We start from the raw sequence: 17,494 nt of genomic DNA on the forward strand, positions 1-17,494 counted from the left end.
TCGTGTCGCCAATCGGTGAACTTTGCTTCTCAGGAAAACATCGAGCGCGTGTAAGCCATCAAGCGAGGCACAATCTCGTCTTCCAGGCGCGCAACAGTCCAGTCCCGCTTCGGAGCGGACACCACCATTGCACCAAGCACCTGACCATCGGCTTTGACGATCGGCGCGGCGACATTGACTTCGAACATGATCGATTGCTGGTCGGTGAAGGCATAACCCTTTTCGCGAGCTGTAGTGATGATCCGGCGCAGAGCGCTCTTGTCGGTGATCGTGAACGGGGTGATGGCCTTGGGCGCACTGTTCGCAATGACTGCATCGAGTCGATCATCGTCCAGCGTTGAAAGAATCGCGAGCCCACCCGATGTACTGAGCACAGGCAGCCGTTCGCCAATGAAGGCGGTGTGGAAATCGGCGTGTGGATGGCTCTGTACATGCAGCAAGTGCACGATGTCTGCTTCCGCAGACATACAGAACGAGCAACGCAGCCCACAATCGTCACGGAGCTGAACCAGACGTGGCCATACCGTCTTGATGATGCGGTTGCTCATCTGAAAATTGAACAGCATGTCGAGCGTCTTCACGGTCAGCCGGAAGGTTTTGTGCCGTGCATCTTTCTCGACGTAGCCACGTGCCATCAGCGTGTCGACGATTCGCTGGACGGTTGCTATCGGAAGTCCGGTCAAGCGGTGCAGGGCGGTCAGCGTAGGTACCGAGTTGGCGGGCGTGAACGCTTCAAGGACCCGGAAACCGCGCGCGACCGACGCGATGAGCAACGGATCGTCTTCGTCTTCTTTGGGGGCTGCCAGCGCGTCCTTGCCCTCGGCAGGGCGCGATACCGTGCGCGACCACGTCTGGATCCTGAGATTGGAGAGCGCGCGTGCGGTGGCCAGCACGGGCTGCACAAACTGGCTTGCCAGATCGTCCTCGCTCACTTCGCCGAGCCATCCGGATACCGATACGGCGGCAAGACACTCACCGCTCGCGTCGAGCACGGCGGCGCTGATCGTCGTTAAGTCGTTGACGCTGCTGCCGGCTTCGAGGACATAACCTCGCGCAGTTGCGTCTGCCAGCGTGCGTTCGCAGGCGGCCTGCTCATCGGGCGTCAGGCCAGGATCGGAAATCCCCGCCAACTCCGCGATCCGCTCAACCTGGACCTCGGCAGGCAGGTGCGACAGCATCGCGCGTCCGGGCGCGGAAGCGAGCGCCGGCAAGCGTTCGCCGATCGGCGCCATCTCGCGTGAATCGGCTGCGGACGGCACGCGCGCGAGGTTGACGATGTCCGCTCCCTGCATCACCCACAAGTCCGCGCGCAGATGCGTGCGTGCGCTCAGATCGACCAGCGCGGGCATGGCCAGATCGATCAGGTGATTCGTGCTGATAAAGGTGTGTGCGATGCACGCGCTCCGGTACGTCAGCGACAGCGCCGACGACACCTCATCGCGGTGCAGATACCCGCAGCGCACGAGGGTATGCGCGATGCGTTGCGCGCTGCTGCGGTTCATGCCTGTCAGGGCGGCAATTTCGGTAATGCGCAGATCCGGCGCCGCAGGGCCAAACGCCTCAAGCACCGTCAGCGCTTTGTCGAGCGCGGCGATCTGAGAACGATGGTCTTCACTCATTAGGGGTTCCTCCAGGGGCGGCAAAAATCGATTGACATCGACTTTTGGTCGAATAATGATTGCGTCAATCGAATATCAGTAACAATAATCGCATTGCGGTAAAGCGTCAAGTGTTCACAGCAAAGCCAAGGAGCAACACAGTGTCGACGTCCATCAACAGGGTCAACGAACCGCCCGCGCGACAAATCGCGCGGACCATCGGCGGCGCCCACGCCAGCAGCGACGCGGCGCCGGCTGCCGGTGCGGCAAGCACGTCCAATCTGCATGGCACGCCCATTATCGACGTGCGCGCCGCTCACAAGATTTATCCGGGCGACGCGTCGGGCGTTGCCCACGCATTAAAGGGTGTGTCGGTGTCGATCAACGACAACGAGTTCTTTACGCTGCTGGGGCCGTCCGGTTGCGGCAAGACGACGTTGTTGCGCCTCCTTGCCGGGTTCGAGCAGCCTTCGTCGGGCGAAATCCTGCTGGCCGGTGAACCTGTTCATGCGTTGCCGCCGTATCGCCGCCCGATCAACACGGTGTTTCAGCACTACGCGCTGTTTCCGAACATGACGGTGGCGCAGAACATCGCGTTCGGCCTGCGCATGCTCAAGCGCAGCTCGGCGGAGGTCAGGCAGCGCGTCGCCGACATGCTAGCGCTTGTCAAGATGGAAAAGTTCGCCGATCGTCGCGCCAACCAGCTTTCGGGCGGGCAACAGCAACGCATCGCGCTGGCCCGGGCGCTCGCGCCGCAGCCGCGCGTGCTGCTGCTCGACGAACCGCTGTCCGCGCTCGATCTGAAGTTGCGCCAGGCGATGCGGCTCGAGCTCAAGAGCTTGCAGGAAAGGACCGGCATCACGTTTGTCTTTGTCACGCACGATCAGGAAGAGGCGTTGGCGATGAGCGATCGCATTGCGGTGATGTCGGAAGGCCTCGTGCAACAGATTGGCACACCTGAAGACATTTATGACCGGCCTGCCACCCGTTTCGTCGCCGACTTCATCGGCGAAAACAACATGCTGGCCGGCCGTATTGCGGAATGCGGCGCCGGTTTTGTGCGGGTCGCGGTGCCGGAGGTTGCCGACTTCGTCACGGATCAGCAGGACGGTTACGCAGTAGGCGATGCGGTCACGGTGGCGATCCGGCCAGAGCGGCTTTCGTTCGCCACGGGATCGGTATCGGTCGGTCCGCGTATCAAAGGCGAGATTGCCGCGACGGTTTATCTCGGGACCGACACGGCGTGTCACGTGCGGCTCGGCAACGGGCAGCGCATCGTGGTTCGCGATATGACTGCCGGCCGCGTCGCCCATCGTCCGCAAGTCGGCCAGCCGGTCTGGCTCGACGTCGCCGTGAACGCCGTCAACCTGCTGAGGGACTGAGATGCTGCAATCAGACCTTCCTCAATCGATCCCGCTGATTGCCGAGCCCGGACCGCTGGAGCGCCGTGAACGGCGCTTGCAACTCGCCAGTTTGCTGCCGGCGCCGCTGATGATCGCGCTGTTTCTCGTCGCGCCACTACTGCTGGTGGTCGCCTATTCGTTCATGGAGGCGAATGGCTACGGCGGCGTGCTGCACAAATTCAGCCTCGACGCGTACGTCCAGTTGCTATTCGAGCGCAATCTCGACGATAGCCTGAGCTTTACCGACGCGTATCTGATGATCGCATTGCGTTCGATTGCGGTTGCCGGCATGACGACGATGATCACCATGCTGGTCGGTTTTCCGGTCGCGGTGTATATCGCGTTGCAGCCCGCTGCCCGGCGTAACCGGCTGATCCTGTGGATCACCATTCCGTTCTGGACCAACCTGCTGGTGCGCACCTATGCGTGGATCCTGCTGCTGCGTGATACGGGTGTAGTCAATGGCGTGCTACAGGCGCTCGGGATCATTCACCATCCGATGGCCATGCTCTACACCGATGGCGCGGTGCTGGTGGGCCTTGTCTATACCTACGCGCCGTTCATGGTGCTGCCGATCTACTCGAGCGTCGAGAAGATGGACATACGCCTGATCGAGGCCGCGCACGACCTGTACGCGACGAAAACTCAGGCGCTGCTGCGCGTCGTGTTGCCGGCGGCGGCGCCGGGCATCATCGCTGGCTGCATGCTGACATTCATTCCCTGCCTCGGCGCGATGATCGCTCCCGAACTGCTAGGCGGCGGCAAGAAGCTGATGCTCGGCAATCTCATCTACCGGCAGTTCACCGAGGCGCGCGATTGGCCGTTCGGTTCGGTGTTCGCCGTGGTGCTGCTGATTGCCATCGTCACGGCCGCAGCGTTGATTACGCTAGTCCGGTCCAGTCTTACCGCATCTCGTGCACGGAGGCCGCAATGAGTTTCCTTCGACGGCCAGCCGTATTCAGCGCCAACCATTTCAGCGGCTTTGGCGCGATTACCGGGGCGTTTTACCTGTACCTGTATGCACCGATCGTCGCGCTCGTGGTCCTGTCGTTCAACGGCAGTACGTCGGCCACTGTCTGGAAGTCGTTCAGCCTGAAATGGTATGAGGTGGTGTTCCAGAATGCGGCGTTGCGCGATACGGCCCAGAACAGCCTTGTGATCGCGCTGTCATCGGCGTCGCTCTCGACGCTGCTCGCGACCATGGCCGCGCTTGCCATCGCACGCCGGCAGCGCACGCGCACCACCGCGATGTCCGAGCGGCTCATCATGCTGCCGCTCGTGCTGCCTGAGATCGTTGTCGGCGTGGCCACATTGGGATTCTTTAGCGCGATCGGACTCTCGCTCGGCGCGGGCAACCTGATCATCGCGCACACGGTGTTCTGTATTCCGTTCGCATACCTGCCGATCCGCGCGCGTCTTCAAGGGATGGATACACGCCTCGAACAGGCAGCGATGGATCTCTATGCACGCGAATGGGCCACGTTGCGCTATGTGACGCTGCCGCTGTTGATGCCGGGCATCATGTCGGGTCTGATGCTCGCCTTCGTCGTCTCACTCGATAACTTCATCATTTCAGTGCTCGTCGCGCAGGCCGGTTCGACGACCTTGCCGATTTTCATTTTCAGCCTGATGCGCATGGGCGTCACCCCCGATGTCAACGCCGCATCGACCATTATTCTCGTGATCTCGGTGGCACTTGTCGTTGCTGCGCACATGATCGGCAAGGGCGGCCGCAAGCGTTCGTAGTCCTTCACACACTTTACACACGTCAAGATATCAAACCCAACGGAGAAGTCATGAAGAAATTCCTGAGCACCACCGGCTTCGTTCTCGCGTGCGTTGCCCCGTCGATCGCTGCCCATGCAGCAGGCACCTTGAATCTGTATATCTGGTCCGGCTATATCGCGCCGGACCTGATTGCCCAGTTCCAGCAACAGAGCGGCATCAAGGTCAACATCGACAACTACGATTCCGAAGAGACGCTGCTGGCGAAGCTCAAGCAGGGCGGGGCAGGTTATGACATCGCCGTGACCAACCAGGCGATGATCCCGGTGTTCGTGCGCGAGGGCCTGATCGACAAAATCGATGCAGCAAATATCCCCGGCTACGGCAACATCACCGCACGCTTTCGCAAGCCGCAATGGGATCCGACCGGCGAATATTCGGTTCCTTATCTGTGGGGCACGATGAACTTTGCCGTCGATACCAGCGTATATAGCGGTGACATCAACACGCTGAAATTGCTGTTCAATCCGCCGGCGCCGCTGCAAGGCAAGATCAATATGTTCGACTCGGCGGACGATGCCATCTCTCTGGCAGCGATCGAGGCGGGCGTGCCGGCGTGCAGCGAAGATCCGAAACAGATGCAGAAAGTGCTGGACGTGCTCAAGCAACAGAAACCATTCGTGAAGACGTACAGCTCGAAGGCCGGTGCGATTCGCGAATCGATGGTCTCTGGCGAAATTGCGATGTCGGCGATCTGGAGCGGCACGGCGCAGCGTGCGTCCGATCTCAAACACTCGATCCGCTATGCGTACCCGAAGGAAGGTTCGCTTGCATGGGTCGACAACATCGTGGTGCCGAAGGGCGCGCCCGATATCGACAATGCAAAGAAGTTCATCGCGTTTCTGCTCACGCCCAAGGCGGCGGCGACGAATACGAACTTCCTGAAGTACCAGAACGCAGTCGACGGCTCCAATGCATTTGTCGCCGACGACGTGAAGCGGGCCCCGGAACTGACGCCGCCGGCAGGCGCCAAGCTGGTGTTCAAGCAGACCTGCTCGACCGCGGCGATCCGCTTGCACGACCGCGTCTGGACGGACCTCCTCAAGTAAGACATTGGGTCTTACCAACAACACAGCACAGCACAGCGTTGGCTCCGTGCGCGTTGTCGCGCGGAGGCCGCAAGCATGCACGCTGTCCGGAAGCTGCGGTGCCCGTTAGCGGCGCCTTCCTCTCTTTGCGAATTTTATGGAGCAAGTGATCAACCATGACCGTCGATTCCGCCCTTTTCGAACGATCTGCCTGCGAGGTGGTCGACATGCTGCGTCGCGAAGCAGTCAGTCCGCACGATCTGCTCGACACCCTGGCCGCGCGGGTGGGCCGTGTCGAACGGCATGTCAACGCATTGCCGACGCTGTGCTGGGAGCGCGCGCATGAGCATGCCGAGGCACTGCTGCGCAAGCCGGTCGCCGAGCGCGGGGTGTTATGCGGACTTCCCGTACCGATCAAGGATCTCGCGGCTGTCGAAGGAGTGCGCACGACGTACGGCTCGCGGGTGTACGAGAACTTCGTGCCAACTACGACGGACGTGACCCCCGCGCATCTCGAAGCGAACGGCGCCATCATCTATGCGAAATCCAACTCGCCGGAATTCGGTGCGGGTGGCCATACGTACAACGATGTTCTGGGATTGACACGTAATCCGTGGAATCTGTCTCGCTCGGCCGGCGGTTCGTCCGGTGGCGCCGCGGCTGCGCTGGCCTCGGGCACCGCCTGGGTCGCGCACGGCTCTGATCTGGCTGGCTCGCTGCGCACACCGGCCGCATTCTGCGGCGTCGTCGGGTTACGGCCGACACCCGGCCGCGTGGCATCCGGGCCGGCACGCGACCCCTTCGACACACTGGCGGTCGAGGGGCCGATGGCGCGCAACGTGGCGGACGCCGCCCTGCTGCTCGACGCGATGTGCGGTGCTGATCGTCGTGCGCCGCTTTCGTTGTCGACTCCGGCTACGCCGTTCCTCGATCATGCGCTGCGCCCCCGCAAGCCGGCACGGGTGGCGTATAGCCCAGGACTCGGCATCGCCGAGGCGGAACCCGAAATCCGTGAGATTTGTGCTGGCGCTATGGAACGCCTCGCTCAAGACGGCATCGCAGTCGATCAACCGCGGGTTGACCTGTCGTCGGGCGGCCGTGCATTTCATGTGCTGCGCGGCGTGTCCTACGCGACCGGGCTGGCCGACGTGCTGGCCGAACATCGCGGTTTGCTCAATGCCAATGTGATCGGAAACATCGAGTATGGTCTGTCTCTCGATGGCCCGTCGATTGCCGAAGCGCGGCGCACGCGCGGCGCATTGTTCCACGAGATGAGCGCGTTGCTCGACGAGTACGAGGTCGTGATTTGCCCGGCCTCGATCGTTCCGGCCTTTCCGGTCGAGCAGACCTACGTGAAGAGTGCAGCGGGCCGGCAGTTCAGCACGTACATCGATTGGCTCTCGATCACCTATGGACTGACCTTGCTGGGCCTGCCGGTGATCGCAATTCCCTGCGGCATGACCAGTGATGGCATGCCGGTGGGGATCCAGATTGCAGGCCGGCCACGCGGCGAAGCGGCGTTGTTGTCGGTCGCGTCGGCGATCGAAGCGATCATTGGCAAGTGGGCCACCCACGAGCGCGAACTGGATTCGCTGATGCTTACTCACGCCTGATTTTTCGAAAAACAGGCGCACGACATGACGTTCAAAAGCGTACGTTGGCACATGGCGTGATGATCAGGTCGATGTTCGGCTGTTAGCTGGAGTTAGAAAGGAGCGGGAGCGCCATCGGCGGCGATGAGCCGTTCCCGCGCCTTTTCGTGCTTGCATGTTCATCCAGTTCATATAATTAGGAATGCATAGTGATAATGAGGGATTTTCGAACGCGATCTTGATGAGCCGGTATGAGTTGCGTTGCCGGCGACGTGCGTAAGTTCGTTGAATCGCGCTCCCTGGTCGTACATAAAAATCAGAAGTCGCAAATGAGGTCCACCCGGTTGTGCGATATCCGAGTGGATCAGGTGAAACTTTGGAGATCGATATGAAAAAGACGCTTCTTGCAGTAGGTGTGATATGAAAAAGACGCTTCTTGCAGTAGGTGTGTTGAGTGCATTTGCCGGCGTCGCGCATGCGCAAAGCAGTGTGACGCTATTTGGCTTAATCGACGAAGGTCTGGACTATACGAACAATGTCGGCGGCAAGAAACTCTACGCGCTGTCGAGCGGCGATGCGCAGGGTACCCGGTGGGGCCTGAAAGGCGTGGAAGACCTGGGTGGCGGCCTGAAGGCGGTGTTCAAGCTGGAATCGGGTTTCGACGTCAACACCGGCAAGCTGGCTCAAGAGGGTGCCGGGTTCGGCCGCCAGGCTTATGTCGGTATGTCCAGCGCGACGCTCGGCACGGTGACCGTCGGTCGTCAATATGACTCTGTCGTCGACTATCTGGCGCCGATGACGGCCAACGGGAACTGGGGCGGTGGAATGTTCTCGCACCCCTACGATAACGACAACACTGACAATACCTTCCGCCTCAACAATGCGGTCAAGTACACGAGCGTCGACTACAGCGGTTTCTCGTTTGGGGGCGCGTATGCTTTCAGCAACTTGACCCATTTCGCAGCCAACCGTGCGGTCAGCGTCGGCACACAGTACAGCAATGGCCCGGTGAGCCTCGCCGCCGCCTATATGAACGTCGATAGCCCCAATGCGGGCACAGCCGGTGCCGTGGCCATTGGCCCGAATGGCAACCCGGACGGCAGTTGGACCGCCAATCGTCAACGCGTCTTCGGTGCGGGCATTGCGTACACAATCGCCTCCGCAACTTTGGGCTTCGCGTATACGAACACAAACCTGTCCCAGCCGACAGCGACCCAATACGCGAACTTCGCCGCAAGCCCGACACTCGGGGCAGCATCGTCGCTCAAGTTCGACAACTATGAGGTGAATGCCAAGTACCAGTTCACGCCGGCGTTCTATGTCGGCGGCATGTACACCTACACGCAGGCGACGTTCGACGGCACGCCCGGTGGCAGCGCAAAGGCCAAGTATCACCAGTTCGGCTTGATGGCCGACTACAACCTGTCGAAGCGGACCGACGTCTATGCGCAGGGTTCGTACGTCAAGGTGGCGAGTGATTCAGGCATAGCCGGTACGGGACTTGAGTTTGCCGAAAATCCGGACGCTGCTGGCCCTTCATCGACCAGCAAGCAATTCATGGCTCGCATTGGCATACGTCACAAGTTCTGAGCGAGCCAGGGGACGGGGACTCACCCAGACGGAATTTGACACCCGTCTCAGTGATGGTGAGCTATTTTCTGTGGACGGTGGCAATGGGACAGGGTACTACCCGGCGTTTCTGGCGGATCAGTGCTACGAACGGGCCGCCATGCAGCCGATACTGCACATGCTGAGGCACCTGCCAGGCGGGAGCCGCTGGGTGTTTTTTTAGCAGCCGCGGTTTTCTCTGGGTGGACTGACACCGCTCGAGATTATCAAAGGTAGGCGACCCCTCCGTGTTCCGAAGGGGATCCTGATGGATTAGGATGCGCGCCGTACTGGCAGCAGCCCGCGCGTTCGCAGAAGAGCAGGGTGTCGGAAGCCGCCGAGCCACGCTGGCTATCCACCCCTGTCAGCGCGGAGTTTAGGCAGATTGACACAATTAGTGCTGAAACGGTGACACTTCTGCGTCGGTCTACGGCTATTGGTTGGCGAGATTTCGCCAATGATGAAATCCTGTACAACAGGCGACTGAGCTGATTCATCTGCGTTTACTGACGAAACCGGCGTTTGTCGATTCTGAGCGCGCGAATCTTCGATTCTAGCGTCGAACGTGGTAGACCAAGACGTGTCGCCGCCCCGGAGGGCCCATAGACTCGCCCGTTACAATCACGCAACGCTTCCTCGATAATCGTCTTCTCATGTGCGACGATCGTGCTGGAAAGCGCGAGCCTGTTCTTGGCCGCTGGTACCGCAGAAAGCCAGCTATCGTCGATCGTAAATTCCTCTGCGCCACATACGATCACCGAGCGTTCGATGACGTTCTGCAATTCGCGTACGTTTCCCGGCCAAGGATAGGATTGCAGACGTTGCAGCGTCTGCTCGTTGACGCGTTCGAATTTCTTCCCCGCGTTGGCCGAAAATCGATCGATAAAATATTGCGCCAGCAGCGGAATATCCTCCCTCCGTTCCCGCAACGGGGGCATATCGACTGGGAACACATTGAGACGATAGAAAAGATCCTCGCGGAAACTTCCATCCGCGACGGCCTTGTTCAGATCACGATTCGTAGCCGCGATAACGCGAGCATTGACGGGGATCGGCTCTCTGCCGCCAACGCGCTCAAACTCCCGCTCTTGCAGCACCCTAAGCAACGCGACCTGTATATCTGGCAACAGCTCGCCAACCTCGTCGAGAAAAATGGTCCCCCCATCGGCGAGCTCGAAGCGACCGAGGCGCCGCTGGGTGGCACCGGTGAAAGCCCCTTTCTCATGCCCAAATAGCTCTGAAGTGACGAGATCCCGCGGAATCGCGGCACAGTTCACGACCACGAAAGCTTTGGAGGAGCGACGCGACTGTCGGTGAACCGCTCGAGCAACGAGTTCTTTGCCCGTCCCGGTCTCCCCCAGAATCAGAACGGTCGAATCGCTGGCAGCAACCTTGGAGACCCGTGAGAGGACGAGTTTCAGGGCAGGAGAGTCGCCGACGATCTCCTTGAACATTGAGGCTTTGTCGATTTCCTCACGGAGCGCGAAATTTTCTCGTTGAAGCGTGTATTCCGCTCTTTTGCGGTCATCTATATCCGTGCACGCGACGTACCATCGAATCAGTTGTCCACGGTCGTCACGCAATGGGCTATAGCGAGCGAGGAACCAGCGATAGCTTCCATCCCTTTTGAGCAGTCGCAACTCCAGTTCGTGTGAACGGCTATTCGACAGTAGATCTTGAAACGCCTTTAACCTCTCGCGATCATCGGGGTGGATAAAAAACCCCAACGGCTCGCGGAGCCATTCGTCGAGGCTGACACCCAGATAATCAAGCGACGTGCGATTCGCATAGAGGCGCTCCCCTTTCGGACCCATGACGCCCACGTGCTGGGGCGCGAGATCGACGATCTGCCGGAACTCCTCCTCGCTTTTACGAAGCGTTCCCGTGAGCTCTTCGTGCTCCGTTACATCCAGTTCTATCCCGACGAACCGCTCGAAATCACCACGGTCGGCCATCGGTGTGGCTACGCAACGGATATGACGAATGACGCCATCTGGCCGCACAATCCGTTTCTTGAAGTCAAAGGCACACCGGTCGGCCAGCATCTTCTGAATAACATCCGCCACGAAATCTCGATCGTCGGGATGCACGAGCGCCAGATATTGCGGAATGTCCGGCGCTTTGCGGCCGGGTTCGAGGCCGTGGATTCTAAACAATCCGGCAGACCAGTATTCAAAGCCTGCTGCAGTGAATGCCCAACTACCGGCGCGCGCCAGCCGCTGGCCCTCTGCCAGATAAAACTCCGACTGCTTTTGCTCTTCAATATCGAGGTTGATCCCGAACCAGCCCAGCAGCGTTCCGTCGCCCGCGAGGCGAGGCTCGGCACGACTGAGAAACCAACGATATCCACCCTTCGCACTACGTACCCGAAAAGTCACCTCGTCGGCGGAACCCGATTTGTTGCACCTTGACCAGGCTGTGCGTGCCTCCTCGTGATCGTCGGGATGAAGAAACTCGATATGGCAGTCCCACGTCGAACCTGGCTCAATCCCGGACCGTAAAGGGTGGTCCAGTGCAAGGCCTAGGTAATCCGCGCAGCGTTCGTTGATGAACGTGAGGGCGCCGGATCGATCTGCATACCATGTGTGCGCCGGAATCAGATTCAGGGCGACTTGCAGCGGCACCTGGGTGACAACACTCATGAGACACCTATAGGCACAAGAACCGGCGAGACTCTCTGCACAGTTTGTTCAGCATATCGACATTGGCGATATTTCGCCAGTCATCCCTGTGCAGGAACTTGTTAGGGCCATCTTGCCTTGCATCGCCGAAGACGGTAGAAGCAGGCGAACGATGTGGTCTGGTGCGATACACCATGGACGCCGAGCCGCTTCCAGCAGGACGCGCTACGTTTGCAAACGGAATGCAGCAGGTCCCGTGGCGGAATTGGACTGCGCCGGAGAGAAGATTGATTGACGAATGTCAGCCGGGTCAGTCCAAGCTGGACAGCTCTGGGCAGGCCAATTGCCTTTCAGCCTGGCAGGTTGGTGTCGCCTCGTCACGCACCATCGCCGGGCGCACCCCATCGCCCCACCCGAGAGGGAGCCGAGTCAGATGTCGTCAACATTCCGAAAGATATGTTGATGCGAAACGTGACATTGATCGTCCACACTACGACTGGGGAATCTCGACGATCATTTTTCCGATGTTCTTGCCTTGGAATAGGTCGGCAAGTGCACCGGGCAGTGCCTCGAGCCCCGTGCGAACTGTCTCCAGCGGCTTCAACCTTTGCTCAGCCACCCACTTCGCCAGTTGCGCAACTGCCGCTGGCCATTCATCCTTGAACAGTGCGGGATTGAATCCTTCGAAGCGCAAGCCGTTCGCGTGTATGGGCGTAATGTCCATCATCCATGCGCCGTCTCCATCTCCGTATGTCGAGATTTGACCGCATTCAACGATGCGTGCGGGACGGCGCATGCGGTTCATCACAATATTGCTTACTCTGCCGCCGACGTTGTCGAAATAGACATCGGGACCATTGGGCATCAGGAGCTCCAGTTGATGGGCGAAGTCTTCAGCACGATAGTCCAATGCTCCATCAAAGCCGAGCTGCCCGACCAGAACATCCCTCTTTTCCCTGGTACTCGTCATACCGATCACTCGCGCTCCCATGATCCTGGCGATCTGACCTGCCACAGACCCTACGGATCCGGCCGCGCTCGATACTAGCACCGTCTGGCCGGCGCGAACCTTGCCGATCTTCGAGATGCCCAGATACGCTGTAATGCCGGTGATCCCGTAGACACCGAGCGCGAGAGAAGGCTTGCCGAATTGGTCATTGAACGGCGTGAGTCCCATCCAGTCATTGGCAAAAGGCCAGACCGACAGATTTGACCAAGGGGTCCATCCGGTCACTACTGAGCCGACGGGATAGTCTCGGTTGCGAGATTCGATGAGCCGGCAAACCGAAGGTCCACGCATCGGTTCGCCGAGCGGATGCGGTGACATTCTCGGCGGCGCCTTTCCGGAAATCGGAATGCGGTTGACTGGATCAAGCGAGAACGCGATCGCTTGCAACAGTACCTCGCCGTCCCTCAGATCCGGCACCGGCGCCTCCCGCACAACGAAGTCGGTTGGCTGAATGTCACCGGTCGGTAAATAGGTGTCGAATGTAATAAAATGGGTTGTCCGTGGCATGGCCGGTTCCTTTGCTGGATAGTGGGGCGTCGCTCCGCACAAGCGGATCACGAATACGAACTGGACAATCGATAGATGTCGGTCGGCCTCAGGATGGCTCGCGGCGGCATGCCACGATGCACGACGTTTAGCATGGCGTCGCCGATGATCCGGGTGGTCAGCACACTGCTCGGCCAAATGCGTCGGACCGCTGTGATGACGATGTTGATTTGCGGGTCCTCGTAATCGTGCGGCGCACGCCGGCCGACCACGATGATTTCGGTCACGTCACGGGCATCCAGACACGCGTGCAATACGCCCTGACCCACCATGCCAGTCGCGCCGATCAGAACAATGCGCATGATGTCAGTCCGCCGGCCACTCGGGCGCCGCGGCGTCGAAATCGGCAGCGAGGCTCACTGGTTTCCAGCGCTGCATCGCCTCGCGGCGTGCCTGCTCCTCGGCTTCGACGACCTGCCAGGCGTCCGAGCCGAGCAGCAGCCGCGCGGGCAGCGTTGCGCGTGAGGCGAGTGCCACGAGCAGCTTCGCAACGCGCTCAGGGTCGCCCACTTCATGACCCACGTAGGCATCAATCAGCGCCTTGAAGTCGCCCATCGATACCTGGTAGTCTTGAGGAAGCTGCTCCAGCGTCGTGCGGGCCTCATGACCCCACCCGGTGCGCATGCCCCCGGGCTCCAACGTGCAGACCCGGATCCCGAAGGGCGCGACTTCCTTGCCCACCACGTCGCTGAATCCGCCCACGGCTGCTGATGCGCCCGCCTGCCGACGAAACCTGAAAGATGTGGCCGCCGCCCTGTGCGCGCATCACCGGAATGGCTGCACGTGTGAGATTTACCACGCCAAACAGATTGGTCTCGATCTGCGTGCGGAAATCTGCGGCTGGCACGTGCTCAAACGGTTGAATGTGGCCGTAGCCGGCATTGTTGACCAGCACGTCCAGCCGGCCGAATCGGCGTGCCGCTTCGGACACGGCCTCGTTTGCCTGCTGTTCGTTCGTGACGTCCAGTTCGAACGTGGCTAGCCGCTCACCATGACGCGCCTGCAAATCGGCAAATCGCGCCATGTCGCGCGCGGTCGCGAGCACTTTGCCGCCGTCCTGCAACGCGGCTTCCAGAATGGCGCGGCCCAGACCTCGCGACGCACCGGTAATCAACCAGACTTTAGACATGATCTTTTAACCTTTGAGATGCACCGACATCGGCGCCCTGGTGGTGAGAGCGCAGGCGATTCTCGAACAATTCCGAATCGCCGCGGGTCCAGCCGTCTGTCAAGACCAGACGCGTGTTTTGCGTCTGCCGAACGGCAGTCTTTGAACACGTTTCCCGTTGCCGCCGACAGCCAGATACATTGCTGTCGGGTCGGCTCGCAGGGACGTGGTGGCACGGCTCACCCGGGGACGAAGCCGGTCTTGCCCTCGAACATCACGGACCCGGCGAGGTCCTTTTGCGCCTTTAGCGCGGTCAGACTCTGCGTATAGCCGCCGTCAATCGCCGCATAGGCATCCCCGCCGAGGACGGTGCGCAGCGGGGGCTCCGGCATCTGGCTGATCGAATAGATTGCTGCGGCCATTTTCACGGGATCGCCCGAAGCGGTGTCTTCACCGTTTTCCTCGATCCAGCGGCGCAGCTTGCCGACCGCGCTGTCCTTGTAGGCGTCGAGTTGCTGGGTCCAGCGGAAATTGGCGACAAAGCCTGTCCTGATCGAGCCTGGTTCGATGATGAGGGTCTTGATACCGAACTCGGCGACCTCCTGGCTCACCGCTTCGGCAAAGCCTTCAAGTCCGAACTTCGCGGCGTGATACAGCGAACCGCCGGGAAAACCGACGCGGCCGCCGACGCTGCTGACATGGATGAACGTGCCGCGTTTCTTCGCGCGCAACGAGCCGAGGAAGGCTCGCGTAACGTGGATAGGCGCCAGCAGATTCAGCGCAATCTGCTGCTCGATATCGGTCTCGCTCATTTCCTCCATCGCGCCGATCACGGCGCCTCCGGCGTTGTTGACGACCACGTCGACATCGGGATGGCGCGCAGCGGCGGCCTGAACCTGTTCGCGATCCGTCACGTCGACCGACTCCACCTGGAGCAGATCCGGATAGGCCTGCTTCAGTGCCTGCATCGCCTCGATACGGCGCACCGCTGCAACCACGGGATGCTCCTGGGCCAGCACTTTCTCCGCGAGGGCGAGCCCCAAACCGCCGGACGCGCCGGTGATGAACCACTTCTGACTGGACATGATGCCGCTCTCCTAGCAAGTCGTAAGTGCCCACGCACTTAATTAATAAAGAGAATTTTTTAAACGGGTATCGCGCCAGAGAATCTGAACCCAGTTGCATATGACGCTCTGCTCCCTCTGGCTCTCTCTCAACTTGCTCGAACGTCGTATTTAAGAAAGTTGGTCAGCGCTTCGACCAGCACCGCGTCTCGCATACCGTCATGCAACATCCGGGCCATCGCCAAGAACGGTTCGATTCCCGCCGCCCGCGTGTCGTCCAACACCTGGCCCGAAGCCGAAAGCCGTGCGGCAACTGATGGCATGGCTGTGCGTGACACCATCTGAACACTCTTCGGGTGACCGGCGGCGTCTGGACGGCATCACGAAGAGCTGCAAAGCTGCTCGTCTGGGCAGCAAGGAGCTACCGCTACCCCGCACGCGCGGCAGCGATGTGACGGACAGGGGCGGTGGTGTGAACTACAACCAGTTCGCCATCGGAGCGAATTGCACGTTGTCGTCGCGCACCGACGTTTATGCAGCGGTCGTCTATCAGACGGTCAACGGCCGGGATTCGACGGGAGGACCCGCTGTCGCAAACGTGAACGGCGTATCGCCGTCGACTATTCGGCATCAAGCGGTGGGCCGGTTGGGGATCCGTACACCTTCTCGGTCAAATAGCAGCGATCTCGCTTGGCGTCGTGCTTGCACTAGGAGTTCAGCGATTCTTTCTGCAATCTTCGACGCTCAAGTCCGTTGCGCAATTGGCCCGCGATGAAAGCGCTGACAACCAGCGAAACATAGATGATTACGAGGTTGTGGCGCCAGGCATCGAGGGCGAGTTGATGTGCAGCCAGTTTCGGATCGAGTGCCGGAAGTATGACGCTCTTCGCCGCGATGATTCTCATCATCCGGATAAAGCCGGCCGCGGATAGCACTGGCAGTAGGGCGACTATTGCCAGTAGCGCGGGCTTCATCCGGCGCGCTAACGGATAGTGGCGCAAACGGAACCACAGTCCGAGGCAACCGTGCACCCACCCGGGCGCGAGCAGAGCAAGCTGCAAGCCTTGTGTGCCACTCGTGAGAAGGGAGATGACAACACGCTCATAGTTCGGCTCGAAGCCATAGAGCGACGCAGCAAGCCGGGTCGCGACGGCGTGCCGGATGAGTAACAGAGGGAGGCTGAGGCCAGCCCACAAACGTATCCACTCGGCGGGCGGCAGCGCCCAGTGGCGGCGTTCGTAGAGCGTGCGCAAGGCCAATGCGAAATGCAGGCAGGTCGCGCCGTAGAGCGCCATTGTTCCGGGCACGCTATGCCAGAGCCGCAGCGCCAGCGTGAGGCCGTGGCCGGCCAGGTCGAGCGACCAGATTCCGAGTGCATGATTGATCAGGTGGAGAAGAAGATAGATCAGCAACACTATGCCCGACCCAAGTTGCAAATAACGCTGAACGGATTGCATCTGGACCTTCAATTGGCGGTAGTGGCCGACATGCCACGCGGTACTTTTCCGGCAGCATTCTGTTGAATGAGATTCCCCTGCTTCGTGCGGGAGACCTGTGCGGTGTAGATTGGATCGACTTCCGGGTATGACGTGTCGGTGACGTAGTTCAGGCCGTTCTGCTGCGCCTCGATCAGTTCCCGATAAACCTCGGCACGTGTCTTACTCTGGGCAAATGCGTTCGACGTTGCGAAAACGGCCAACGATATAGCGACCATGGTGAACTTTTTCATCGCAGACTCCTGTGGGTGCGGGGCGATATGCGACAAGTAGACGCTGCTTCGCCGCAGGATATTCCCGCTGCCTGTGAAGAAAGGAAATTTGCGTGGCCGAGACACCTGTAGATGAGATCGATTGCGATGTGAGTGATCGAACCTTAATGCCGTCGGCCGGGTCAACTGTCCACATCTTCACGCCGGATGGAGCGACACACGAAGAGCGGGTCCAGGTGTCATCAGGGATGCTATGGGGGGCAAGATGAAGCGGATATTGATGTTTCACGCTTGCGAATTTAATGCGTTTTCATTTAGACAGTTTCGATGCACTCAATGAAGAGGAGGCTGGCCGCAATAGCGACGCTCCACCCGCTGGTCGGTGCGCCATATACGCAAGGTAGCGCACGTTTTTTTCCGGCAG

General features: G+C 60.0%; 13 protein-coding genes and 2 pseudogenes. 7 read left to right on the forward strand and 8 right to left on the reverse strand.

Features of this window, described 5'->3' with window-relative positions; translation table 11 throughout:
* Positions 1-29: 29 nt before the first annotated feature.
* A complete protein-coding gene (locus tag HHL24_RS06430; protein ID WP_169484662.1) occupies positions 30-1,619 on the reverse strand; it encodes an IclR family transcriptional regulator in 1,590 nt (529 codons plus the stop codon).
* Between the two features lie 140 nt (positions 1,620-1,759).
* Here HHL24_RS06430 and HHL24_RS06435 point away from each other — a divergent pair, with 140 nt between their 5' ends.
* The 6 genes from HHL24_RS06435 to HHL24_RS06460 all read left to right on the forward strand — a co-directional run bounded on the left by HHL24_RS06435 (position 1,760) and on the right by HHL24_RS06460 (position 8,996).
* Positions 1,760-2,980 (forward strand): ABC transporter ATP-binding protein, encoded by a 1,221-nt coding sequence (locus HHL24_RS06435; protein WP_206002736.1) that lies wholly within the window; start codon positions 1,760-1,762, stop codon positions 2,978-2,980.
* A gap of 1 nt (position 2,981) precedes the next feature.
* Entirely contained in the window at positions 2,982-3,935 is a 954-nt protein-coding gene (locus tag HHL24_RS06440) for an ABC transporter permease (protein WP_169484663.1), read from the forward strand.
* Positions 3,932-4,747 (forward strand): ABC transporter permease, encoded by an 816-nt coding sequence (locus HHL24_RS06445; protein ID WP_169484664.1) that lies wholly within the window; start codon positions 3,932-3,934, stop codon positions 4,745-4,747. Before HHL24_RS06440 ends, HHL24_RS06445 begins: the two co-directional genes overlap by 4 nt.
* A gap of 50 nt (positions 4,748-4,797) precedes the next feature.
* Positions 4,798-5,835, forward strand: a complete 1,038-nt coding sequence (locus HHL24_RS06450) for an extracellular solute-binding protein (RefSeq protein ID WP_169484665.1) — start codon at positions 4,798-4,800, stop codon at positions 5,833-5,835.
* A 155-nt stretch (positions 5,836-5,990) separates the two neighbouring features.
* Positions 5,991-7,427, forward strand: coding sequence for an amidase (locus HHL24_RS06455; protein ID WP_169484666.1), 1,437 nt, complete (start codon positions 5,991-5,993; stop codon positions 7,425-7,427).
* A 399-nt stretch (positions 7,428-7,826) separates the two neighbouring features.
* Entirely contained in the window at positions 7,827-8,996 is a 1,170-nt protein-coding gene (locus tag HHL24_RS06460) for a porin (RefSeq protein ID WP_169484667.1), read from the forward strand.
* Between the two features lie 521 nt (positions 8,997-9,517).
* Here HHL24_RS06460 and HHL24_RS06465 read toward each other — a convergent pair.
* From HHL24_RS06465 to HHL24_RS06485, 5 genes and pseudogenes are all read right to left on the reverse strand, one after another.
* Positions 9,518-11,656, reverse strand: a complete 2,139-nt coding sequence (locus HHL24_RS06465; RefSeq protein ID WP_169484668.1) for a sigma 54-interacting transcriptional regulator — start codon at positions 11,654-11,656, stop codon at positions 9,518-9,520.
* A gap of 469 nt (positions 11,657-12,125) precedes the next feature.
* On the reverse strand, positions 12,126-13,151 hold the full coding sequence (locus HHL24_RS06470; RefSeq protein ID WP_169484669.1) for an MDR family NADP-dependent oxidoreductase: 1,026 nt from the start codon (positions 13,149-13,151) through the stop codon (positions 12,126-12,128).
* Positions 13,152-13,198: 47 nt separating this feature from the next.
* On the reverse strand, positions 13,199-13,492 hold the full coding sequence (locus tag HHL24_RS06475; RefSeq protein WP_169484670.1) for a Rossmann-fold NAD(P)-binding domain-containing protein: 294 nt from the start codon (positions 13,490-13,492) through the stop codon (positions 13,199-13,201).
* Between the two features lie 4 nt (positions 13,493-13,496).
* Positions 13,497-14,319, reverse strand: a pseudogene (locus tag HHL24_RS06480) (SDR family NAD(P)-dependent oxidoreductase).
* A gap of 218 nt (positions 14,320-14,537) precedes the next feature.
* Positions 14,538-15,383 carry an SDR family NAD(P)-dependent oxidoreductase gene (locus tag HHL24_RS06485; RefSeq protein ID WP_169484671.1) on the reverse strand — a complete coding sequence of 282 codons (846 nt, stop codon included), beginning with the start codon at positions 15,381-15,383 and terminating at the stop codon, positions 14,538-14,540.
* A gap of 286 nt (positions 15,384-15,669) precedes the next feature.
* Here HHL24_RS06485 and HHL24_RS45300 point away from each other — a divergent pair.
* Positions 15,670-15,808, forward strand: a pseudogene (locus HHL24_RS45300) (transposase); the annotation flags it as partial.
* 261 nt (positions 15,809-16,069) lie between these two features.
* Here the strand turns inward: HHL24_RS45300 and HHL24_RS06490 are convergent.
* Together HHL24_RS06490 and HHL24_RS06495 are read right to left on the reverse strand one after the other, a co-directional pair.
* Positions 16,070-16,819: a hypothetical protein gene (locus HHL24_RS06490; protein WP_206002737.1), complete on the reverse strand. Its 750-nt coding sequence runs from the start codon at positions 16,817-16,819 to the stop codon at positions 16,070-16,072.
* An 8-nt stretch (positions 16,820-16,827) separates the two neighbouring features.
* The gene (locus tag HHL24_RS06495; protein ID WP_169484673.1) at positions 16,828-17,091 is read right to left on the reverse strand and encodes a DUF4148 domain-containing protein; all 264 of its coding nucleotides are present in this window, start codon (positions 17,089-17,091) and stop codon (positions 16,828-16,830) included.
* Positions 17,092-17,494: the final 403 nt, after the last annotated feature.

Source organism: Paraburkholderia polaris (assembly GCF_012927345.1).
GTDB classification, from domain to species: Bacteria; Pseudomonadota; Gammaproteobacteria; order Burkholderiales; family Burkholderiaceae; genus Paraburkholderia; species Paraburkholderia polaris.